The sequence below is a fragment of the Micromonospora sp. WMMA1947 genome (assembly GCF_027497355.1).
In the GTDB taxonomy this organism is placed as follows: Bacteria; Actinomycetota; Actinomycetes; order Mycobacteriales; family Micromonosporaceae; genus Micromonospora.
The window spans coordinates 1,034,069-1,055,386 of sequence record NZ_CP114909.1; the positions used below are offsets into that span (position 1 = coordinate 1,034,069).

General features: G+C 73.0%; 24 protein-coding genes and 1 tRNA gene. 4 read left to right on the plus strand and 21 right to left on the minus strand.

Features of this window, described 5'->3' with window-relative positions:
- The first annotated feature begins 57 nt into the window (after positions 1 to 57).
- Positions 58 to 1,320 carry an acetyl-CoA C-acetyltransferase gene (locus O7604_RS04895; protein ID WP_281578994.1) on the plus strand — a complete coding sequence of 421 codons (1,263 nt, stop codon included), beginning with the start codon at positions 58 to 60 and terminating at the stop codon, positions 1,318 to 1,320.
- A gap of 40 nt (positions 1,321 to 1,360) precedes the next feature.
- Positions 1,361 to 2,842 (plus strand): CYTH and CHAD domain-containing protein, encoded by a 1,482-nt coding sequence (locus O7604_RS04900; RefSeq protein ID WP_269702142.1) that lies wholly within the window; start codon positions 1,361 to 1,363, stop codon positions 2,840 to 2,842.
- 101 nt (positions 2,843 to 2,943) lie between these two features.
- Here the strand turns inward: O7604_RS04900 and O7604_RS04905 are convergent, their stop codons facing one another.
- From O7604_RS04905 to O7604_RS04920, 4 genes are all read right to left on the minus strand, one after another.
- Positions 2,944 to 3,264: a hypothetical protein gene (locus O7604_RS04905; protein WP_269702143.1), complete on the minus strand. Its 321-nt coding sequence runs from the start codon at positions 3,262 to 3,264 to the stop codon at positions 2,944 to 2,946.
- A gap of 115 nt (positions 3,265 to 3,379) precedes the next feature.
- Positions 3,380 to 4,135 (minus strand): Bax inhibitor-1/YccA family protein, encoded by a 756-nt coding sequence (locus O7604_RS04910; protein ID WP_281578995.1) that lies wholly within the window; start codon positions 4,133 to 4,135, stop codon positions 3,380 to 3,382.
- Between the two features lie 125 nt (positions 4,136 to 4,260).
- A complete protein-coding gene (locus O7604_RS04915) occupies positions 4,261 to 5,106 on the minus strand; it encodes a Bax inhibitor-1/YccA family protein (RefSeq protein WP_269702145.1) in 846 nt (281 codons plus the stop codon).
- A 110-nt stretch (positions 5,107 to 5,216) separates the two neighbouring features.
- Positions 5,217 to 5,297 (minus strand) — tRNA-Leu (locus O7604_RS04920).
- 90 nt (positions 5,298 to 5,387) lie between these two features.
- Between O7604_RS04920 and O7604_RS04925 the strand changes: the two genes are divergently transcribed.
- Positions 5,388 to 7,220 (plus strand): hypothetical protein, encoded by a 1,833-nt coding sequence (locus O7604_RS04925; RefSeq protein ID WP_348651002.1) that lies wholly within the window; start codon positions 5,388 to 5,390, stop codon positions 7,218 to 7,220.
- Between the two features lie 67 nt (positions 7,221 to 7,287).
- Here the strand turns inward: O7604_RS04925 and O7604_RS04930 are convergent, their stop codons facing one another.
- From O7604_RS04930 to O7604_RS04965, 8 genes are all read right to left on the minus strand, one after another.
- Entirely contained in the window at positions 7,288 to 8,619 is a 1,332-nt protein-coding gene (locus tag O7604_RS04930) for an NAD(P)/FAD-dependent oxidoreductase (protein WP_047891391.1), read from the minus strand.
- A 103-nt stretch (positions 8,620 to 8,722) separates the two neighbouring features.
- A complete protein-coding gene (locus tag O7604_RS04935; RefSeq protein ID WP_269702147.1) occupies positions 8,723 to 9,286 on the minus strand; it encodes a hypothetical protein in 564 nt (187 codons plus the stop codon).
- Positions 9,287 to 9,341: 55 nt separating this feature from the next.
- The gene (locus O7604_RS04940; RefSeq protein WP_269702149.1) at positions 9,342 to 10,703 is read right to left on the minus strand and encodes a DUF58 domain-containing protein; all 1,362 of its coding nucleotides are present in this window, start codon (positions 10,701 to 10,703) and stop codon (positions 9,342 to 9,344) included.
- The gene (locus O7604_RS04945; protein WP_194798551.1) at positions 10,703 to 11,701 is read right to left on the minus strand and encodes a MoxR family ATPase; all 999 of its coding nucleotides are present in this window, start codon (positions 11,699 to 11,701) and stop codon (positions 10,703 to 10,705) included. The genes O7604_RS04940 and O7604_RS04945 overlap by 1 nt, the downstream gene beginning before the upstream one ends.
- Positions 11,701 to 12,261 carry a hypothetical protein gene (locus O7604_RS04950; protein WP_269706914.1) on the minus strand — a complete coding sequence of 187 codons (561 nt, stop codon included), beginning with the start codon at positions 12,259 to 12,261 and terminating at the stop codon, positions 11,701 to 11,703. Before O7604_RS04950 ends, O7604_RS04945 begins: the two co-directional genes overlap by 1 nt.
- Before the next feature lie 20 nt (positions 12,262 to 12,281).
- Positions 12,282 to 13,013 carry a DUF4129 domain-containing protein gene (locus tag O7604_RS04955; protein WP_269702150.1) on the minus strand — a complete coding sequence of 244 codons (732 nt, stop codon included), beginning with the start codon at positions 13,011 to 13,013 and terminating at the stop codon, positions 12,282 to 12,284.
- A 19-nt stretch (positions 13,014 to 13,032) separates the two neighbouring features.
- Positions 13,033 to 13,746, minus strand: coding sequence for a uracil-DNA glycosylase (locus tag O7604_RS04960; RefSeq protein ID WP_269696142.1), 714 nt, complete (start codon positions 13,744 to 13,746; stop codon positions 13,033 to 13,035).
- A 19-nt stretch (positions 13,747 to 13,765) separates the two neighbouring features.
- Complete coding sequence (locus tag O7604_RS04965; RefSeq protein ID WP_269696141.1) at positions 13,766 to 14,452, minus strand: dienelactone hydrolase family protein; 687 nt, start codon at positions 14,450 to 14,452, stop codon at positions 13,766 to 13,768.
- Positions 14,453 to 14,646: 194 nt separating this feature from the next.
- Between O7604_RS04965 and O7604_RS04970 the strand changes: the two genes are divergently transcribed.
- Positions 14,647 to 14,964: a helix-turn-helix transcriptional regulator gene (locus tag O7604_RS04970; protein ID WP_073824954.1), complete on the plus strand. Its 318-nt coding sequence runs from the start codon at positions 14,647 to 14,649 to the stop codon at positions 14,962 to 14,964.
- Between the two features lie 82 nt (positions 14,965 to 15,046).
- Here O7604_RS04970 and O7604_RS04975 read toward each other — a convergent pair whose 3' ends face one another.
- The 9 genes from O7604_RS04975 to eno form a co-directional block, all read right to left on the minus strand.
- Positions 15,047 to 15,994 carry a hypothetical protein gene (locus O7604_RS04975; protein ID WP_194798554.1) on the minus strand — a complete coding sequence of 316 codons (948 nt, stop codon included), beginning with the start codon at positions 15,992 to 15,994 and terminating at the stop codon, positions 15,047 to 15,049.
- Entirely contained in the window at positions 15,991 to 16,323 is a 333-nt protein-coding gene (locus O7604_RS04980; protein WP_026268078.1) for a PadR family transcriptional regulator, read from the minus strand. Before O7604_RS04980 ends, O7604_RS04975 begins: the two co-directional genes overlap by 4 nt.
- Positions 16,324 to 16,479: 156 nt before the next feature.
- Positions 16,480 to 16,857: a Fic family protein gene (locus O7604_RS04985; protein ID WP_116504050.1), complete on the minus strand. Its 378-nt coding sequence runs from the start codon at positions 16,855 to 16,857 to the stop codon at positions 16,480 to 16,482.
- Entirely contained in the window at positions 16,854 to 17,057 is a 204-nt protein-coding gene (locus tag O7604_RS04990) for an Arc family DNA-binding protein (RefSeq protein WP_073824963.1), read from the minus strand. Before O7604_RS04990 ends, O7604_RS04985 begins: the two co-directional genes overlap by 4 nt.
- A 35-nt stretch (positions 17,058 to 17,092) precedes the next feature.
- Positions 17,093 to 18,034, minus strand: coding sequence for a Ppx/GppA phosphatase family protein (locus tag O7604_RS04995; protein WP_194798953.1), 942 nt, complete (start codon positions 18,032 to 18,034; stop codon positions 17,093 to 17,095).
- 52 nt (positions 18,035 to 18,086) lie between these two features.
- The gene (locus O7604_RS05000) at positions 18,087 to 18,596 is read right to left on the minus strand and encodes an amino-acid N-acetyltransferase (protein WP_194798555.1); all 510 of its coding nucleotides are present in this window, start codon (positions 18,594 to 18,596) and stop codon (positions 18,087 to 18,089) included.
- Position 18,597: 1 nt separating this feature from the next.
- A complete protein-coding gene (locus tag O7604_RS05005; RefSeq protein WP_194798556.1) occupies positions 18,598 to 19,155 on the minus strand; it encodes a DUF501 domain-containing protein in 558 nt (185 codons plus the stop codon).
- A gap of 83 nt (positions 19,156 to 19,238) precedes the next feature.
- Positions 19,239 to 19,874 carry a septum formation initiator family protein gene (locus O7604_RS05010; protein WP_269702154.1) on the minus strand — a complete coding sequence of 212 codons (636 nt, stop codon included), beginning with the start codon at positions 19,872 to 19,874 and terminating at the stop codon, positions 19,239 to 19,241.
- Positions 19,875 to 19,902: 28 nt separating this feature from the next.
- Positions 19,903 to 21,186: a phosphopyruvate hydratase gene (gene eno / locus O7604_RS05015; protein ID WP_281578997.1), complete on the minus strand. Its 1,284-nt coding sequence runs from the start codon at positions 21,184 to 21,186 to the stop codon at positions 19,903 to 19,905.
- Positions 21,187 to 21,318 lie beyond the last annotated feature (132 nt).

Consider the following 21,318-nt stretch of genomic DNA (forward strand, 5'->3'; position numbering starts at 1 on the left):
ATTTCCCGCCCGCCGCACATCTTCCCGCGCATGTTACTGGCGCGTTAACGTTGGCTCATGCCGATTGAGTCGCCCCGCGACGCCGTCATCGTCGCCACCGCCCGGTCCCCCATCGGCCGCGCGTTCAAGGGTTCCCTCCGCGAGGTCCGCCCGGACGACCTCGCTGCCACCATCGTCCAGGCCGCCCTCGACAAGGTTCCGGCGCTCGATCCCACCACCATCGACGACCTCTACCTCGGGTGTGGCCTGCCCGGCGGCGAGCAGGGCTTCAACATGGCGCGGGTGGTCGCCACCCTGATGGGCCTCGACGGCCTGCCCGGCGCCACGCTGACCCGCTACTGCGCGTCCTCGCTCCAGACCACCCGGATGGCGATGCACGCGATCCGGGCCGGTGAGGGCGACGTGTTCATCTCCGCGGGTGTGGAGATGGTCTCCCGGTACGCCCGGGGCAACTCGGACGCGCTGCCGCCGGAGGCGCAGGCCCTCGTCGGTGGCGGCTGGGAGAACCCCCGCTTCGCCGAGGCCCGGGAGCGTTCCGCGGCCCGCGCCCAGGGCGGCGCCGAGGTGTGGACCGACCCGCGCGAGTCCGGGCAGCTGCCCGACATCTACCTCGCCATGGGGCAGACCGCGGAGAACCTGGCCCAGGTGTACGACGTGACCCGCGAGGACATGGACGCGTTCGGCGTCCGCAGCCAGAACCTCGCCGAGAAGGCGATCGCCGACGGCTTCTGGGCCCGCGAGATCACCCCGGTCACCACGCCGGACGGCACGGTGGTCAGCACCGACGACGGCCCGCGTGCCGGGGTGACGCTGGAGGCGGTGGCCGGCCTGAAGCCGGTGTTCCGCCCGGACGGCCGGATCACCGCGGGCAACTGCTGCCCGCTCAACGACGGCGCCGCCGCCGTGGTGATCATGAGCGCCGAGCGGGCGTCCGAGCTGGGGCTCACCCCGCTGGCCCGGATCGTGTCCACCGGTGTCACCGGGCTCTCCCCCGAGATCATGGGCCTGGGTCCGGTCGAGGCGTCGAAGCAGGCGTTGAAGCGGGCCGGCATGACCATCGACGACGTCGACCTGGTCGAGATCAACGAGGCGTTCGCCGCCCAGGTGATCCCCTCGTACCGGCAGCTCGGCATTCCGGAGGAGAAGCTGAACGTCGCCGGTGGCGCGATCGCTGTCGGCCATCCGTTCGGCATGACCGGCGCCCGGATCACCGGCACGCTGCTCAACGCGCTGGAGTGGCACGACAAGACCATCGGTCTGGAGACCATGTGCGTCGGCGGCGGCCAGGGCATGGCGATGGTGCTCGAACGACTGAGTTGAGACCGGTTCGCCGGGGCACGGGCCGGGTACGGGAGGCCGCATGGCCACCGTCGTGGAACGTGAGCGCAAGTACTCCGGCGACGAGGGTTTCCGGCTGCCCGACCTGACCGGGTGCGGTGGCGTCGTGACCATGTCCGACGCCACCGTCTCGGATCTGGACGCCGTCTACTGGGACACCGACGACCTGCTCCTGCTGCGTAGCGGGCACGCGCTGCGCCGGCGTACCGGTGGGCACGACGCGGGCTGGCACCTCAAGGTGGGCGCGGGTGGCGCCCGGGTCGAGCACCAGTTCCCGGCCGGAGCGTCCGACGACGGCCCGCCGCCCGAGCTGGTCGCGCTGATCCGGGGCGCGTCGCGCGGTCGTCCGGTCGCCCCGGCGGCCCGGGTCGTGAACCGTCGCCGGGAACACCGGCTGCGGGACGCGGACGGCCGGGTACTGGCCGAGGTGGCCGAGGACGACGTCCGGTCCGAGGATCTGGTGGACGACACCGCGCGGACCTGGCACGAGATCGAGATCGAGCTGGTCGACGGCGACGAGGCGCTGCTCGACGCCCTCGGTGAGCGGCTGCGCGCGGCAGGCGCCCGGGAGGTGGCGGTCAGCAAGTCGCACCGGGCCGTCGCCGGCCGGATCGGGCGCTTCGACGACCGGGAACCGGACGGTCCGGCGGGCCCGGTCCTCGCGTACGTCAGGGCGCAGCGCGACGCGATCGTCGGCAACCACGCGGCCGCCTACCAGGGGGACGAGGACGCGGTCCACGACATGCGCGTGGCGACCCGCCGGTTGCGGGCGACGCTGCGTACCTTCCGGGGCCTGTGGGACCGCCGGGAGGGCGAGGCGCTCCGGGCCGAGCTGCGCCGCCTCGGCGGGGAGCTGGGCCGGGTCCGCGACACCCAGGTGATGGCCGCCCGGCTCACCGACGCGGTGCACGACCTGCCGGACGAGCTGGTGCTCGGTCCGGTGGCGGCACGGATCGGCGAACGGTTCGCTGCCGACCGGGCCGAGGCGACCACCGCGCTGCGGTCCGCGCTGGACGCCGACCGCTACCCCGAACTGCTGGCCCGCCTGGACCGGCTGGCCGACGGCCCGCCTGCCGACGTCGGCCGGCGGTGGGTGGACCGCAGGGTCCGCAAGGCGGCACGCCGCGCCGACACCCGGCTGGACCGGGCGCTCGCCACGACCGGGCCGGACGGGGACGCCGCGCTGCACGAGGCGCGCAAGAAGCTGAAGGTGGCCCGCTACGCGGTGGAGGTGCGCCAACCGGCTGCCGGCAGGCACGCCGCTCGCCTGGTGAAGCGGTTCAAGGCGCTCCAGGACCTGCTCGGCACCCACCAGGACTCGGTGGTCACCCGGGAGGTGCTGCGGCGGCAGGCGCTCCAGGCGTACGCCGAGGGCGAGAACACGTTCACCTACGGTCTGCTGCACGCGAGGCAGGCCGAGGCCGCCGGCCACGACCGCCCGGCCGTCCTGCGGGCGCGCGACCGGTCACGGCACCGCAAGGTACGCCGCTGGCTCAAGCCCTGACGGCTCCCCCACTCGGTCGATCATGAACTTGGCCGGGATCCGCGTCCGTTTTGTCGCCGCCAACTTCATGATCAACGCGGCCGAGGCCCAGGGGGCGGGGGTCAGAGTGCGGCGCGGGTTCGGGTCACGGCGGCGGCAGCCTCGGCCAGCACGGGCTCGGGGGGCGCGGCGAGCGTCAGGTCGGCGGCCACCACGCGGAGCTGGTCGGGCAGGGCCAGATCGGAGGGGAGGCGGGGCACGTCGCGGCGCGGCTCGCCGGCCGCGTCGGCGGCCAGGTTGGCGATCTCCTGGACCAGCTTGTGCACCAGATCGGCCCGGGACACGTTGCCGCCGTCGGCCTTGGCCGACCAGCGCGGCTGCTGCCAGTGCCCGACCTGTCGGACCAGCAGGGTCACCGCCCGGTCCAGTTCCGCTGCGCTCATCGCCGCCGAGTCTACGGCCGCCCCAGGCCACGACGCGGCGACAGGCGCCGGAACCGGCATCAGCGGGCGACAGGCGCGCCGGACCGGCGATAGCGACAGGCGCGCCGAGCCGACGTCAGCGGCGGACGTAGCTGAGCAGGCGGAGGATCTGCCAGTACAGGAAGATCAGCCCGACCAGCAGACCGAACGCGCAGTACCAGGCGTAGCGGCGGGGCAGCCGGCCGGCGGACCGCTCGACCAGGTCGAAGTCGAGGATGAAGCTGAGCGCGCCCGCGATGATCGCCACCACCGAGAACAGGTAAGGCAGCCAGCCCACCCGGTCACTGAGGCTGTAGACGACCACCCCCTGCCGCCCGGTGAACAGGTACGCGAACAGGTTGACCAGGCCGATCGCCACGATCCCGACGAGCGTGCCGATGACCAGCCGGGCCAGGCGCGGGGTGGCGCGTACCAGCCGGGCCCGGTAGAGCACCGCCATGCCGAGGAAGACGCCGAACGTGCCGACCACCGCCTGCACCACGATGCCCGGATAGACCATCTCGAAGGCGCGACTGGCCACCCCGAGCAGCAGGCCCTGGAGCACCGCGTACCCGATGACGACCGGCGGGCTGGTGATCTGCTTGAGCGAGATGACGAGCACCAGCGCTAGGCTGGCCAGCGCGCTCCCGGCGAGCGCGGCGGAGATCCACGCGGCCTGCGGCACCACCACCCAGGACACGGCCGCCGTGACGCCGGTGACCAGCAGCAGCCCCACGGTCCGGCTGACCACGTCGGCGACAGTCATCGTGTCGGCGGTCCCGACCCCGAGCACCTGCCGCTCGGCGCGGCCGACGTCGTCCAGCCGGTCCAGCACCGGGTTGGCACTGCGCACCGTGACCACCTCCCGCCCCCGTACCCGGATCCCACTCTGCCCCGGGCGGACCGGCCGGGTCGGGGAAACGGCGACGCCCGCGCCGCGGATGCGGCAGGCGGGCGTCGTCGGGGAGGGCTGTGCGGTCAGTCGTCGCCCTGGAAGTAGCTGAGCAGCCGCAGGATCTCGATGTAGAGCCAGACCAGGCCGACCACGATGCCGAAGGCGGCGGTCCAGGAGTAACGCTGCGGGAGGCCCATCCGGACCCCCTGCTCGATCTCGGCGAAGTTGAGCACGAAGCTCAGCGACGCCACCACGATGCAGACCAGGCTGAAGCCGATCGCGAGCGGGCTGCCGTCCCGCAGACCGGTGTTCACGCCGAACAGCGCCAGCACCAGGTTGACCATCATCACGCCGAACAGGCCGGCGATGACCGCCACCATGATCCGGGTGAACTTCGGCGTGGCCCGGATGATCCGCGCCTTGTAGATCATCGCCATCAGGAAGAACACGCCGAACGTGGCCACGACCGCTTGGAGCACGATGCCGTCGTAGAGCGACTCGAACGCCTTGCTGACCATGCCGACGAAGACGCCCTCGATGATCGAGTACGCCACCACGAGCGCCGGGTTGGCCATCCGGGAGAACGAGATGATCAGGCCGAGCACCAGGCCGACCACCGCGGCGCCGATCCACGCGACGCCGACGAGCGAATCCGGCACGAGCACCCAGGCCGCCGCGGCCGAGGCGCCGAGGATGGCGAGCATGAGGACCGTCTTGACGACCACGTCGTCGAGGGTCATCGGGGTCACGGTGGGCGGAGCCACCGGCTGGCCGTAGCCGCCCGGGTAGGGCTGGGCGTAGGGCTGCTGGGGGTACTGCTGCTGGGGGTATCCGGGCTGACCGTACGGCCCGGGCTGGGCGTACCCGGCCGCCCGCTCACGCTCTGCCGCCTGGCCGAGCCGGGCGAGCACCGGGTTCGAGGACTTCACTTCTCAGGCCTCCCTCAGGGGGTCGATCGCACGTAGACGTGCTACTCCAGGGTAGACGTGGGCGCAAACGCGCGCGTGACCGCTAGCTGTGGGAAAGCTGAGAGTTCTCGTGCCCGGGGCGGGGGTCGAACCCGCACGCCTTGCGGCAGCCGCTTTTAAGGCGGCCGTGTCTGCCGTTCCACCACCCGGGCGGGTGACACCGGCGCGTCGACACGCGGCGGTGCAGATCTCACCGTAGCGGCTCGGCCGTGACGCGGCGTACCCCGACGGGTGCGGCCGTTATGGTCGAGGCCGTGACCAGCGCCGCCCGCACGGCCCTCGGGCCCGACCGTGACCGGGCGGCCCGTCCGGCGGCGATCACGCGGCGGGTGACCGCCGCTCTCCGGCGGCACCGCGCGGACCTGCTCGCGGGGTTGGCGTTCGTCGCGCTCGCCGGCTGGCTCACCCACGGTCTGTGGCCGGCGCCGGGCACGCGGGTGCTCGCGCTCAACCCGGCCGACCAGACGCTGTACGAGTGGTTCCTGGCGCTCGACGCGCGCGCCCTGCGCGGCGAGCTGAGCCTGGTCACCGGCCGGCTGAACGCGCCGGACGGGGTCAACCTGATGGCCAACACCTCGGTCGTGGCGCTCGGCGTGCTGCTCGCCCCGGTCACGCTGGCGTTCGGGGCGCCCGTCACGTTCGCCCTGCTCGTCGCCGCGAACATGGCCGGTACGGCGCTGGCCTGGTACCTGCTGTTCACCCGCCTCCTGCGCGCCCGCCCGGTCGCTGCCGCACTCGGGGCTGCGCTCTGCGGCTTCGGACCGGGCATGGTCTCGCAGAGCAACGGCCACCTGCACATGACCGCGCAGTGGCTGGTCCCGGTGCTGGTCTGGCTCGTGGTCCGGCTGCTGCGCGCCGCCGACCCGGCCGGTCGACCGGACGGCCCGGACCGCCGCCGGATGGCGTCCTCGGCGGTCGGGCTCGCCGCGGTCGTCACCGTGCAGGTCTTCGTCGGCGAGGAGGTGCTGTTCCTCGCCGCGCTCACCCTGGCGGTGACCGCCGTCGCGTACGGGTCGGCCGACCGGCACCTGCTGCGCCGGGCCGGTTCCGGCTTCGCCGGAGGGCTGCTCGCCGCCGCCGGGCTGTCGCTGCTGGTGCTGGCGTACCCGCTGTGGGTGCAGTTCGCCGGCCCGCAGGGCGTCGCGGACGGCCTGTTCCCGCCCGCCTACTTCTCCGCCGACCTGGTCGGCTGGACCCGCCTGTCCGCGCTGACGGTGTTCGGCAGCCCGGAGGCGGTCCGGCTCACCACCGGGCCGGCCGAGTTCACCACGTTCCTGGGCTGGCCGCTGCTGCTGGTCGCCGTGGGCTGCGCGGTCTGGCTGGCCCGGCGCGCACCGGTGGTGGTGGCGCTGGTGGCAGCCGCGCTGGTGACGGCCGCGCTCGCGCTCGGCCCGCAGGTGGTGGCCGGTGGCGAGCGGACCGGGATCCCCGGCCCGTACGCGCTGCTGGCCGGCCTGCCGGTGGTCGACGGCGCGCTGCCGATGCGTTTCGCGCTGGCGGTGCTGCCACTCGTCGGCACCGTGCTCACCCTCGCCGTGCACCGGGCGCTCGGCGAGTCCGGCCGGGCCCGGCGGCTCGTCCCGGTCGCGGTCGGCGCGGCGCTGCTCAGCGTCTTCCCCACGCCGCTGCCCACGATGGGCCGGCCGCCGCTGCCCGAGTTCGTCACCGGCGGCCACTGGCGGCAGTGCGTACGCCCCGGCGGCGTGCTGGTGCCGGTGCCCACCGCCACGCCGCAGGACCCCTGGCCGATGCGCTGGGCCACCGCCACCGGGGTCGCCTTCGCCATGCCGGAGGGCTTCTTCATCGGCCCGTACGGCCCGGACGGCGAGGCCACCATGGGCACCTGGGCGCGTCCCACCTCGGCGTTGCTCGCCGACGTGGCCCGTCGCGGCGTGGCACCGGTGGTGGGTGACAGGCAGCGCCGCCAGGCCGCCCGGGACATCGAGTTCTGGCGTGCCTCGTGTGTCGCGGTGACCGACGGCACGCCGCACGCGGAGATGCTGCGCCGGACCCTGGAGCAGCTGTTCGGCCGGCCGGGTACGCGGCTCGCCGACGCCTGGACCTGGCGGTTCTGAGGGCGGTTTGGGCCCGGACATGACGAAGGGCCCCTCCCGTGCGGGAGGGGCCCTTTCGCGGAACGCGTCAGACGCGCGCGGCGACCGGCGGGGCGGACGCCTCGGCGAACTCCTCGCGCGGGTCGTGCAGCTGGCCCAGCGCGACCACCTCACGCTTGAGGAAGAACGCCAGCGTCCAGTCGACCACCACGCGCACCTTGCGGTTGAACGAGGGGATCCGCGACATGTGGTACGTCCGGTGCATGAACCAGGCCGGCCAGCCGGTCATCTTGATGCCGTAGACCTGCGCCACGCCCTTGTGCAGGCCGAGACTCGCCACGCTGCCGGCGTGCTTGTGCTTGTAGTCGACCGGCTCACGCCCGCGGATCACGTTGGCGATGTTGTCGGCCATCCGGGCCGCCTGCCGCACCGCGTGCTGGGCGCTCGGGGAGCAGAAGTTGCCCGGCTCCTTGGTCAGGTCCGGTACGGCGGCGCAGTCGCCGGCGCTCCACGCGCCCTCGACCACCCGGTCGCCGTCCACGATCTGCAGCGTCGGCCGGCAGGTGACCCGGCGACGCTCGTCACGCGGGAAGTCCGTCGCGTCCAGCATCGGCGACGGCTTCACACCGGCGGTCCAGACGATGGTGTCGGACGGGAAGCTGTCGCCGTCGGAGAGCTTCACCACACCGTCGACGCAGGACTCCAGCCGGGTGTCCAGGCGGATGTCCATGTCCCGCTTCATCAGCTGCTGCACCGTGTAGGCGCCCATGTCCCGGTCGACCTCGGGCAGCACCCGCTGGGTCGCCTCCACGAGCACCCAGCGCATGTCCTCCGGCTTCAGCTCCGGGTAGTAACGCAGCGCGTCGCGGGCCATGTCCTCCATCTCGGCGAGCGCCTCGATGCCGGCGTAGCCACCGCCCACGAAGACGAACGTCAGCGCGCGGCTGCGGACCGCCGGGTCGGTGGTGGAGGCCGCCACGTCGAGCCGGTCCAGCACGTGGTTGCGCAGGAAGATGGCCTCGCCGATGGTCTTGAACCCGATGCCGTTCTCGTGCAGGCCGGGGATCGGCAGGGTGCGGGAGACCGAACCGGGAGCGACGACCACGTGGTCGTACCGGATCTCCCGGGCCGGGCCGCTGATCGGCTGCACCACGGCGGTCATGCGGTCGTGGTCGATCCGGGTGACGGTGCCCGCCACCACGGTGCACTTGCGCAACTCCCGCCGCAGCGGCACGACGGCGTGCCGAGGGGAGATGTTGCCCGCCGATGCCTCGGGGAGGAACGGCTGGTACGTCATGTGCGGCTGCGGGTCGACGACGATGACCTCGGCCTCACGCCTGCTCAGCTTCTTGGACAGGCGCAGAGCGGCGTACAGGCCCACGTGACCGGCACCCACGACAAGGATCCGCTTCGGGTTCACGTCATCTATCTTTCCCCGGGTGCTTCGGGTAATCCCGCGCGAGACCCCCTTCTGTGACGGAGCACAACCGGTGTGACCTGCGCAACGTCGCCGGAACGCTGGGTCACCTGCGCCGGAGCAACCAGCCCAGCAACCCGCTCAGCCCCACCGCCACCAGCAGTCCCGCCACCGTCGCCGCCTGGGTGCCGTCGGTCCCGCCCAGTCCCCCGAGCCACGCCAGCACCACGCCGAGCACGGCACTGGCGAGCACCACGCCGCCCGCCCGGCCCAGCCACCGCAGCACCACGTCCGGGTCGATCAGGCCGTCGTAGGGCAGCAGCGCCGCCAGCGCGCAGAGCGAGTGCGCCAGGTAGAGCAGCGTCGCCACGGCGAGCAGCCGCCACAGCGCCGGCGGCCGGTCGAAGCCGAGCGTGGCCAGCAGCCAGCCGCCGACGGTCACCAGCGCGGTGAACGTCGGCCAGATCCGGCGCGGCCCGGCCGCCGGCAGCACCGCGGCCACCGTCAGGGCCAGCAGCGAGCGCGCGGTGAGGGCCTGCACCGGGTACGCGAGCAGGAAACCGGCCAGCACGGTGAGGAAGATGCCGCCGCGGACGAGCAGCGGCAGCGGGCTGACCCGGGCGGCGGCGTACCGCAGCGCCCGCACCCGCTCGACCAGGGCATCCGTCACTGAGCCGGCCTTTCGTTCGCGACTGCGGGACTCCGCTTCGCTGCGTTCCTCGCGCTCACCGCAACCCTGCCTTCGGGGCGGTCGCCAACCGGGCCACGTCGCGCAGCACCTCGTCCAGGCTGCCGGCGCCGGCCCAGCGCACCACCGGCACGCCGTGCTCGCGGAGCTGGCCGATCATCGTGTCCCGGTCCAGCCGCCACAGCCGGTACGCCACCTCGGCCCAGCCGCGTTCCTTCGGCACCGGCAGCTCGGCCGGCAGCGTGTCCACCGCCACCACGAACCGTCCGCCCCGGGCCAGCCGGGCCAGCATCTGCGCGGAGCGCTCGTCGAGCAGCGGGGTGAGCACCACCACGAGCGCGTCCGAGGAGAGCACCTGCGGGCCGAAGACCTGGTCGTACGGCTCGTGCGGCGACGACTCGGCGTGCACGTCGAGCAGCCACTCCAGCACTGTCAGGTACTGCCGCCGCCCGGTGGCCGGACGCAGCCGGCGGGCGGCCGGGCCGTACTCCAGCATCGACACCCGGTCGCCGCGGTGCAGGTAGTGCTCGGCGATCGCGGCGGCCGCCCGCACCGTGGTGTCCAGCACGGAAGCGGGCCCGTTCACGCCACCGGAGCGGCCCGCCTCGGCCAGCACGTCCAGCAGCACCACCACCTCGGCGTCCCGGTCCGAGAGCGTCGACGCGACGTGCAGCTGGCGGGCCCGCAGCGACACCCGCCAGTCGATCCGGCGCAGCCGGTCGCCGGGTGCGAACACGCGTACCCCGGCCAGCTCGCCGCCCTCGCCCGGCCGCCGCGAGCGGTGCGCGCCGACCAGGCCGGCGGCCCGAGGCATCGCCTCGACCGCGTCGAACGGCTCGGTACGCGGATAGACCCGGGCCCGGATCGGCTCGGTGATCACCGCACGGGAGACCAGCAGGCCGTCGGCGGCGGCGACCCGGACACCGGCCGGGCCGATCGGGTGCCGCCCCCATCGCAGGGCGGTGCCGGTCAGCTCCAGGTCGACGGCGCTGCCCCGGGGTACGGAGGTGACGAACGGGCGGTCCGCGCCGCCGGAGCGGCTCACGTCCAGCCCGGCGCCGCCGAAGCCGACCTGCTCGACCCGCAGCCAGCGCGACATCCGGGTCCGTACCACCGCCAGGTCGTACCCGATCAGGTCGGGGTTGGCCACCGCGACGGTGGCGGCCAGCGGCGAGCCCTCGACCAGGTGGGTGTCCCCGACGCCGAGTTCCAGCTCGGGCAGCGCGGCGGGGCGGCGGCGCAGCGCATACGCGGTCCCGAGCGCGAACGGTGTGGCGAGCACCACCAGGTCGATGCGGCCGAGCAGGACGGCGACGACGACCAGCACGCCGGTGAGCAGCACGGCCCGGCCGAGCGCCCAGGTGGGCGCCCAGCCGCTCGCCGCGTCGGCCCGGTCCATCAGCGTCCGGCGGCGTAGCTGGGCAGCGCGCCGCTGGCCGGGGCGGGGGTCGACTCCAGGACCTCGCCGACGACGAACGACGGGTCGACCCGGCGCAGCCACATCTCCGGACGCAGCGTGATCCGGTGCGCCAGCGCGGGCGCCGCCACGGCCTTGACGTCCTCCGGCACCACGTAGTCGCGGTTGGCGAGCACCGCCCGTACCCGGGACAGCAGCAGCAGCGCCAGCGAGCCGCGCGGGGACGCGCCGACCAGCACCGACGGGTGCTCCCGGGTGGCAGCGGTGAGCGCCACGATGTACCGCCCGACCGAGTCCTCGACCACCACGTCCTCCAGCGCGGCCTGCATGGCGCGCAGCGTGGCGGCGTCCACCACCGGCTTGATCTCCGCCTCCTCGCGGCGGCGGGCGATCCGGCGGCGCAGTACGTCCCACTCCTCGTCGTGGCTCGGGTAGCCGAACGACACCCGCAGCAGGAACCGGTCGAGCTGCGCCTCCGGCAGCGGGTACGTGCCCTCGTACTCGATGGGGTTGGCGGTGGCGAGCACGTGGAACGGCTCGTCGAGGCGGTAGGTCACGCCCTCCACCGACACCTGCTTCTCCTGCATCGCCTCCAGCAACGCCGACTGCGTCTTCGGCGGCGTCCGGTTGATCTCGTCGGCGAGCAGCAGGTTGGTGAACACCGGCCCGGCCCGGAAGGCGAAGTCGCCACTGCTCTGGTCGTAGAGGAACGAGCCGGTCACGTCGGCGGGCAGCAGGTCAGGGGTGAACTGGAGCCGCCGGAAGTCCAGCCCGAGGGCCTGCGCGAAGCAGCGCGCGGTGAGCGTCTTGCCCAGGCCGGGCAGATCCTCCAGCAGCACGTGACCACCGGCGAGGATGCCGGCCAGCACCAGCTCCAGCGCGTCCCGCTTGCCGACCACGACGGTGCCGACCGCCTCCAGGACGGCCCGGGCGAGCCGGCCCACCTCGGCGGGGGCCATGCTCCGGTCCACGTCGTTCATCAGATCTTCTCCAGTTCGGCGACGATCGCCGCGAGGTCGCGCGGCGACGGAGGGCGGCGGACGGGGGTGGCGAGGAACGTCCACAGTGGCTCGCCCAGCAGGGCTCGGGCACGGGCCGGGTCGGACTCACGGGTGACGCCGTGCCGCTGACGCAGCCGTTCGTCGGCCAGTTCGCCGAGCCGCGGCAGGATGCGTTCGGTGAACCGCTCCCGGTTGTCGGAGGACCAGTCCAGCGGGCGCTCCCAGCCGTTGATCGCGGTACGCAGCGCGTCCCGGGCGGACCAGTTCCAGGTGCCGGGCTCCTCACCGGCGGGCGCCCGGGTGCCCGCCCGGGGCGGCGGCGGAGGTGAGAGCGCGGTGGTGACCCGGCGTACGGCGAGCACGGCGAGCACGCCGGCCACGATGATCCAGATCGGCACCTTCAGGCCGACCGCGCGCAGCCCGACCACGATCACCACGACGACGGCGGCGGTGACCGCCACGGTCCGCAGCAGCGCGCGCGCCCGCCCGCCACCGGACGGACGCTCGGCCTCCCCGGCCGGCTCCTCGCCGAACGACATCAGGTCGTCGATGCTGGTGCTCACGACGCCTCCCCCGCCAGGCTGGTCAACTCGCCGCGCAACCGGCGCAGCGCGGCGCGGGCCTGGTCCCGGGTGCGCTCGTCGACCGGGTGCGTGGCGTAGCGGGCCTCCCGGTAGACGTGCGCGAAACCGTCGAGCACGTCGGCGCTGGCGACCGCCGGGATGCCGGCCGCCGGGTCGCCGCGCAGCAGCCGCCCCACCAGGTCGGTCGGGGTGTCGCCGGTGTGCCGGGGCACGCCCGCGTCCTCGGCGGCCTCCTCCAGGCGTACCCAGCAGGCGATCACAGCGGTTCGCGGGTCTGTGGAGCGGTCGTCGAGTTCGACGAGTCCGGCGTCGAGCGCGGCCACCACCTCGCGGGCGGTCCCCTCGGCGGTACGCCGGGAGCGCCGCACCGGCACCGCCCGGGTCGTCCGCCGCAGCGCGCCCCGGAGCACGTTCCACAGGACGTACCCGATGGCGCCCAGCACCGCCGCGAACAGCAACGCCACGGCGGTGGTGGCCAGCCAGTCGGGCACACCGCCCGACGTGGACTCACCCACGTCGCGGGGTTCCACCGGGTACGACGGCACCGCCTCGGGCGACGGGTACTCCGGCACGTACGGGATGGTGTCGGCGGCCGGCGGGATCCGGCTGGCCCCGATGGCGGAGTGACCGGCGGCGAACGCGGCGAGCGCGAGCAGCACCGTCACCGCGGCGACCGGCCACCACCTGCGCAGTACGCCGAAATCCATCCCACCGCCTCAGGTGTTCTCAGTCCACCCCGGCCAGGTCCTTCGCCCGGGTGAACACGTCGTCCAGCATCGCCGGTGTGAGCCGGCCGGTGAACGTGTTCTGCTGGCTGACGTGATAGCAGCCCAGCAACGCCGGCACCGACTCGCCGGACCAGTGTGCCCCATGACCGAACACCGGTCGCGGAGTGGGCGGTCGCTGCCCGTACACCTGGCGTAGCACCGGCCACCACGCGGCCCACGCGAACGCACCCAGCGCGACCACGACGCGCAGCGTGGGCCGGATCAGTTCGACTTCGCGGTGCAGCCACGGCGCGCAGGTGTCCCGCTCGGCCGGGGTGGGCTTGTTGTCCGGCGGCGCGCACCGCACGGCCGCGAAGATGCGGGTGTCGCGCAACGTCAGGCCGTCGTCGGCGGCCACACTCGTCGGCTGGTTGGCCAGCCCGGCCCGGTGCAGCGCGGCGAACAACACGTCGCCGGACCGGTCCCCGGTGAAGATCCGGCCGGTGCGGTTGCCGCCGTGCGCCGCCGGCGCCAGACCGAGAATCGCGATGCGCGCGTCCTGCGGACCGAGGCCCGGCACCGGCCGTCCCCAGTAGTCCTGGTCGCGGAACGCGGCCCGCTTGACCCGGGCGACCTCCTCCCGCCACGCCACCAGACGCGGGCAGGCGAAGCAGTCGCTGACCGCGCCGTCGAGGTCGGCCAGGTCGGCCGCCCGCGCGGCGCGGGCGACCACGTCCTGCGGGGTACGCGACTCAGCCAAGCTTCGCCCGGAACAGTTCCAGCGTGCGGGCCCAGGCGGTGGCGGCGGCCCGCTGGTCGTAGTGCTCGGGCCGGTCCTCGTTGAAGAACGCGTGCGCGGTGCCCGGGTAGTCGAACGTCTGGCAGGTGCCACCGGCGGACTCGATGGACCGGCGTACGCTCTGCACCCCGTCGGCGGCGGACAGGCCGTCCGCCTCGGAGCAGTGGATGAGCGCCGCCTTCCCGGCGTAGTCGGCCCAGTCGGTGGCCATGCCCTCCCACGGCAGACGCGGGTAGAACCCGGCGGTGGCCACGATGCGCTCGGAGAACGTGCCGGACCACAGGGCCAGGCTCGCGCCCGCGCAGAACCCGGCACAGCCCACCTTGCCGGCGACCTCCGGCCGGCTCGCCAGGTATTCGGCGGCGGCGGCGATGTCACTCGCCGCCTCGTCCATCTGGGAGCTGTTCAGCATCAGCCGCGGCTCGGTCGGCTTCACGGCCGGTCCGCCGTGCCGGAAGTCGGGCGCGAGGGCGACGAAGCCGGCCTCGGCGAAGCGGTCGACCACGGCCCGGACGTGGGGTACGAGACCCCACCAGTCCTGGATGACGATGACCGCCGGGCTGGCCGCACCGCCGGAGGGTATCGCGAGATACCCCTCGCTCGTCCCCCCGTTGCCGGTGAAGCTCACCATCTCGCCCATGGGCCCGTCCTCCTTGCGGTCAGTCAACGTTGGCTGGTCGCACAGTTGGCTGTTATGTGCCGGTAGCGTGCCACGCGGTCGGCGGCCCGGGGAAGACGGAACAACAGTGGCATTCACCTCCTGTTGAACCGCCCCACAGGTATAGCGATCGCTAAACTGGTCGCATGGTGCCGGACGCGAGAGGAGGGGAAGGCATGAGCGACTACTCCCGATGGCAGGACATCCGCGTCGACCACGTCGCCCGGGCCGGAGGCGAAGAGGCGGTCGACGCGGGCAAGCAGCAACTCCTCGCCGAGGTCATCGGTCACCGACTCGCGGAAGTGCGCCGAGCGCGGGGGTTGACCCAACAGCAGGTGGCTGACCGCATGGGCGTCACCAAGGGACGGATCTCCCAGATCGAGCAGGGAAAGATCTCCGGTCAGGACGTGGTGGCCCGGTTCGCCGCCGCCCTGGGTGGCCGACTCCATCAGGCGATCTACTTCGACGACGGCGACATCGCCGCCATCGCCTAACAGCGGCTCCGCGCGAGATCTTGGAAGATTGCGGCCCCTATGAGGGCCGTTTCCTTCCAAGATCTCGCGCGGTCGAGCGCGCTCAGGGGGTTGACGTGGGTTCCGGGGAAGCGCTGGTGGTGGGCGCGGTCGGGGTGGCGCTGTCCGTGGGCGCGAATGCGGGCGGGGCGATCGACGGTGAGACCGGCGGGCCGAACGGGGCCCGCTCCGGACAGTACGGGTAGGTGTTACGCATCTCCGGCACCGCGCCCGTGTCGGCCATGCAGCTCGGCCAGCCGAGCGTGATCGGCACGCCGTTCTGGTCGAAGAGCCGCGCGTCGCGGATCAGCCGCCCCTGCTGGTCGTAGACGAAGACGTCCTCGATCCGCTCGTACCGGTGGTCCACCGACGTCTGCTCGTAACTGCCGTAGACGTCGGTGTCGGCGCGCTCGTCCACCTGGGCCAGCACGGCGATGGAGAACAACAGCAGCGCGGCGGTGGCGATCTGGTGCAGTTGTCGCCGCCACCCGGTGATCCCGGCCGAGCGACGACCCCACCACATGGACGCGACGATCGCGCCGATGAGCAGCAGCATCCCCATCGAGCTGTTGCCGTCCAGCCGGGGCACCAGGCCGGACCGGCCGTCCACCATCCAGGCCACGATCAGCGCGGCCAGCCAGCCGCGCACCAGCCACCAGGCCGGGCGCAGCGGACGCAGGAAGTCGCTCACCGTCTCGTGCCCGAGCACCGGGCCGAGTTGGCGGTCCAGCAGGCGGAGCTGCGTGGCCGCCTGCTCCCGCGCCTCGGCCAGCCGGTGGAAGCGCGCCGGTCGCCGCCCCTCCCCGGCGCCGGCGGCGGCGCGCAGCTCGGCCGCGTACGCCTCGGGCGTGCCCAACCGGTCCACGAGCGCGCCCTCGCCCTCGGCGGCCACCTCGGCGAGGTGTTCCGGCAGGTCCTCGGTCAGCTCGTCACGGACCCCGGGCGGCAGGTCGACGAGCGCCGCGCGAACCCGGTCGACGTAGTCCGTGATCTCCTGCCCAGTGACGGTCATGCCGCCATCCCCCGATCGTCGAGCAGTGCGTCCATGGTGGTGGCGAACGAGCGCCAGGTCTTGCCGGAGCGGGTGAGCTGGTCACGCCCGGCGGCGTTGAGCGAGTAGTACTTGCGGTGCGGCCCGGACTCGCTCGGCACCACGTACGTGGTGAGCAGACCGGCCGCGAACAGCCGGCGCAGCGTGCCGTAGACCGAGGCGTCGCCGACCTCGGCGAGACCGGCCTCGCGCAGGCGCCGCAGGATGTCGTAGCCGTACCCGTCCTCGTCCTTGAGCACGGCGAGCACCGCCAGGTCGAGCACGCCCTTGAGGAGCTGCGTGGTATCCACGCTCCGCACACTAGTGCGCAATCCGCACTACCGTCAACGACACAGCACCATGTCGCCCACCGGGGCCGGTGATCAAGGAGTTGGCGTCCTCAGAGGCGCCCGGATCGGACACAAACTCCTTGATCACCGCCGGAAGGGCAACCTTCCGTCGACGGCTCAGACGTAGAGCTTGCGGAGTTCGCGGGCGATGTCCGAGACCTCGGTCAGGGTGCCGCTCGCCACCGACATCACGAGAGCCTCGGCCTGATCAACGTCGACATCCTGGATCGGCACCTCGTTGAGGGCCAGAAACACCCGCCCCGCCGCCCAGGCGAGACGCTTGTTCCCATCAATCAGCGCGTGGTTCATGCAGACCGAGTGCAGCAGCGCGGCGGCCTTGGTCCAGAGATCGGGATAAGCCTCCTGGCCGAACGCCACGGTGGCCGGGCGGACCACCGCCGAAGAGAGCAGACCGAAATCACGGACCTGCGGCGTCCCACCCAACACGATCGAGGCGATCTCCACGAGGTCGTCGACCTCGAGATAGTGGATCACTCCGCCAACCGCCGCAGCAGCTCGGCGTCACGCTCGGCAACCTCCCGCGCGAGATCCCGCACGCGGGCACGATGACTGCGCGCCGAGACGTACTCCTCGACTGCGACAACGATGGTGGCGTTCATCGACCGGTGCTCCTGCTCGGCAAGCTGCTTGAGCCGTTCGTGCAGTCCGTCGGGAAGATTGACAGTGGTGACCATATGGAAATCATACCGGCCACACGCAGGGGAACCACCTATCTCGAGATCGCCCCCAGGCTCCAGGCGATGCCGTCGAGGATGTCGTGCTCGGAGGCGACCACCGACGGCATCCCGGCCCGTTCCATGATCACTCGCAGCACCAGCGCGCCCGCGCCGATCACGTCGGCCCGCCCCGGGTGCATCACCGGGTACGCCAGCCGCTGCTCGCTGCTCTTGCCGAGCAGGTCGGCGGTCACCTCGGCCACCTGCTCGTACGAGATGCGGGCGTGGTGGATGCGGCTGGGGTCGTACTCCTGGAGCCCCTGCGCCAGGGCGACCACGGTGGTGACCGAACCGGCGAGCCCGACCAGCGTGGCGGCCTCGCGGCCGGGCACGGCGGCGAGCGCGCGGTCGACGGCGGCGGCGATGTCCGCTTCGGCGGCGGTGATCTGCGCCGCGGTCGGCGGGTCGCCGTGCAGGTGGCGTTCGGTCATCCGGACGCAGCCGATGTCCACCGAGATCGCGCCGCGCACACCGTCGGCGCGGGTGCCGACGACGAACTCGGTCGAGCCGCCGCCGATGTCGACCACCAGGTACGGCGGCTCGGCGTCGGCGGGCAGGCCGCGCACCGCGCCGGTGAACGACAGGCGCGCTTCCTCGTCACCGGTCACCACCTCGGGCGGTACGCCGAGCGTGCGCTCGACCATCGCGCGGAAGTCGGCGGCGTTGGAGGCGTCGCGGGAGGCCGAGGTGGCGCACATGCGTACCCGGTCGGCGCCGGACTTCTCGATCTCGGCCGCGTAGTCGGCGAGCGCCACCCGGGTCCGCTCGATGGCCTCCGGGGCGAGCTTGCCGGTCTGGTCGACGCCCTGCCCCAGCCGCACGATCTCCATCCGCCGGGTGACGTCGCGCAGCGGCGCCGCCTCCCCGGCCGACGCCTCGGGCAGGTCGGCGATCAGCAGTCGGATCGAGTTGGTCCCGCAGTCGATGGCGGCCACACGCGCACTCACGGCGCCCACCCTACGGCAGCCCGACCCCAGGCCCGCGCGATCAGAGGCGCAGCAGCATTCGAGTGTTGCCCAGCGTGTTGGGCTTGACCCGTTCCAGGTCCAGGAACTCCGCGACGCCCTCGTCGTACGAGCGCAGGAGCTGCTCGTACACCGGCTGCGGCACGGGCGCGCCGTCGATCTCGCGGAAGCCGAACGAGCCGAAGAAGCCGGTCTCGAACGTGAGCACGAAGATCCGGCGGATGCCCAGGTCGCGCGCCGAGTCGATCAGCTCACCGACGATCCGGTGCCCGATCCGGTGGCCCCGGCAGGACGGGTCGACCGCCACCGTCCGGATCTCGGCCAGGTCCTCCCACATGACGTGCAGCGCGCCGCACCCGACCACCGTGCCGTCCGAGGTCACCGCGACCCGGAACTCCTGCACGTCCTCGTACAACGTCACCGTTGCCTTGCTGAGCAGCCGCCGGTCGTCGGTGTAGGTGTCCACCAGCCGCCGGATGCCGCGCACGTCGGTGGTGCGGGCCCGGCGGACCGTGATCTCGTCGGCGCTCATCTCACTGGACCGGCGGCACGTCCACGCAGGGGCCGGCCGCCCACCACTTCTCCACCAGCGCCAGCGTCTCGTCGCCGAACGGGTTGACCCCCGGCCCGGCGGCGAGCGCGTGCCCGAGGTGCACGTGCAGGCACTTGACCCGCCCCGGCATGCCACCGGCCGAGATGCCGGCGATCTCCGGCACCTCGCCGATCGCCTCCCGGCGGGTCAGGTAGTCCTCGTGCGCCGCCCGGTACCGCGCCGCCAGCTCCGGATCCTCCGCGAGCCGCTCGGCCATCTCCTTCATCAGCCCGGCCGACTCCAGCCGGCTGCACGCCGCCGTGGCGCGAGGGCAGGTCAGGTAGAACAGCGTCGGGAACGGCGTGCCGTCGGCCAGCCGGGGCGTCGTCTCCACCACGTCGGGCAGGCCGCAGGGACACCTGTGGGCCACCGCGCGGGTACCGCGCGGCGGGCGTCCGAGCTGCGCGGCCACCGCGGCCAGGTCGGCCTCGGTGGCCGGTTGGCGTTCCGGCGGGGGTACGGAGTCCGCCGCCGGCTCCTGCGGTGGTACGACGCTCACCGCGCCGCCTTCGTTCGCGACTGCGGGGCTCGCAAACCCGGCTCACTCCTCGCGCTCACAGGAAGTGCCTCTCGAATCAAAGCTCACTTGTCCCCGCGATCGGCGTTGGCCGCCCGAACGCTCGACCACAGGGTGTCGTACCAGGGCTCGGGCTGCTTCGGCGCCCCCGGCTTCGCGTCCTTGCCGGCGTCCTTCGCGGCGCCCTCCGGGTCGGAGAGCACCACGAGCAGCGTCTCGCCCGGCTTGCCCATGAAGAACCGCTCCCGGGCCTGCGTCTTGACGTACTCCGGGTCCTTCCACTTGGCCGCCTCGGCGGTGAGCCGCTCGATCTCGGCCCGCTGGGCGGCCTGCGCGGCTTCCATCCGCTCGATGTCGGCCTGCTGGTCCAGGTAGACCCGGACCGGATAGGTGTACGCCAGGGCGAGCGCGATCAGCACCGCGAACAGCACTGTGGCGCGCCCGGTGAAGCGCCGGGGTTGGGGTGCGGTGAGCCGCTTGACCGGGCCACCGGCGGCGGTACGCCGGGCCGCGGCGGGGCGGCTCGCGGAGCGTACGCCGTCGGTGGCACGCGACGCGCCGGGTGACCGGCCGGCGGCGCGCGCCTCCGCGCGGACGCCGTTGTCGCGGGCCGTGGACCGGACCCGGGCGCCGCCCGTCCGGCCGGGCTGACCCGGCCGACGGGCGGGCCGCTGGCCACCCGGTGTGCGGCGCTGCTGCATCGTCACACCCCTCCCCCGGAGCTCTCGCTCAGGCCGAACGGTAGCGCGGGAACGCGCCGGCACCGGCGTACCGCGCCGCGTCGGCCAGCTCCTCCTCGATCCGCAGGAGCTGGTTGTACTTGGCCACCCGGTCCGAGCGGGCCGGTGCGCCGGTCTTGATCTGCCCGCAGCCGGTGGCGACGGCCAGGTCGGCGATGGTGGTGTCCTCGGTCTCGCCGGAGCGGTGGCTCATCATGCACTTGAAGCCGGCCCGGTGGGCCAGGTCGACGGCGTCGAGCGTCTCGGTGAGCGAACCGATCTGGTTGACCTTCACCAGCACCGCGTTGGCGGCCTGCTCGGCGATGCCCCGGGCGATGCGCTGCGGGTTCGTCACGAACAGGTCGTCGCCGACGATCTGGATGCGGTCGCCGAGCGCGGCGGTGAGGGTGGCCCAGCCGCTCCAGTCGTCCTCGGCCAGCGGGTCCTCGATCGACACGATCGGGTAGTCGCCGGCGAGCTTGGTGTAGTAGTTGCTCATCTCCTCGGCGCTCTTGGCGCTGCCCTCGAACGTGTAGGTGCCGTTGTCGAAGAACTCGGTGGCGGCCACGTCGAGCGCGAAGACGATGTCGGTGCCGAGCCGGTAGCCGGCCTTCTCCACCGCCTCGGCGATGAGGTCCAGCGCGGCGGCGTTGGTGGGCAGGTTCGGGGCGAAGCCGCCCTCGTCGCCCAGGCCGGTCGACAGGTCCTTCTTCCTCAGCACCGACTTCAGCGCGTGGTAGACCTCGGCGCCCGAGCGCAGCGCGTCCCGGAACGTCGGCGCGCCGATCGGCGCGATCATGAACTCCTGGATGTCGACGTTCGAGTCGGCGTGCGCGCCACCGTTGAGGATGTTCATCATCGGCACCGGGAGCAGGTGCGCGTTCGGGCCGCCCAGGTAGCGGAACAGGCTCAGCTCGGCGCTGCCGGCGGCGGCCTTCGCCACGGCCAGGGAGACGCCGAGGATGGCGTTCGCGCCCAGCTCGCCCTTGTTGTCCGAGCCGTCGATGTCGATCATCTTCTGGTCGATCAGCCGCTGCTCGCTGGCCTCGTAGCCGATGAGCTGGTCGACGATCCGGTCCTCGATGTTGGCGACGGCCTTCTCGACACCCTTGCCCAGGTAGCGGTCCTTGTCACCGTCGCGCAGCTCGACCGCCTCGAAGGCGCCGGTGGAGGCGCCGGACGGCACCGCGGCGCGGGCGATCGTGCCGTCGTCGAGCCCGACCTCGACCTCGACCGTCGGGTTGCCCCGCGAGTCCAGGATCTCCCGGGCGACGATTCCCTCGATGGTTGCCACTGAGTCGCTCCTCGTTTGTGTGGTTCCGGTCCGTATGGGCCGCGACGGTGCGGCTGAGGCAGGTGTTGAACGCAGCGTATCGGTCCCCGCCCTGCCGTACCCCGCTCGGGGCGGCCCCCGAGGCGCTTGCTG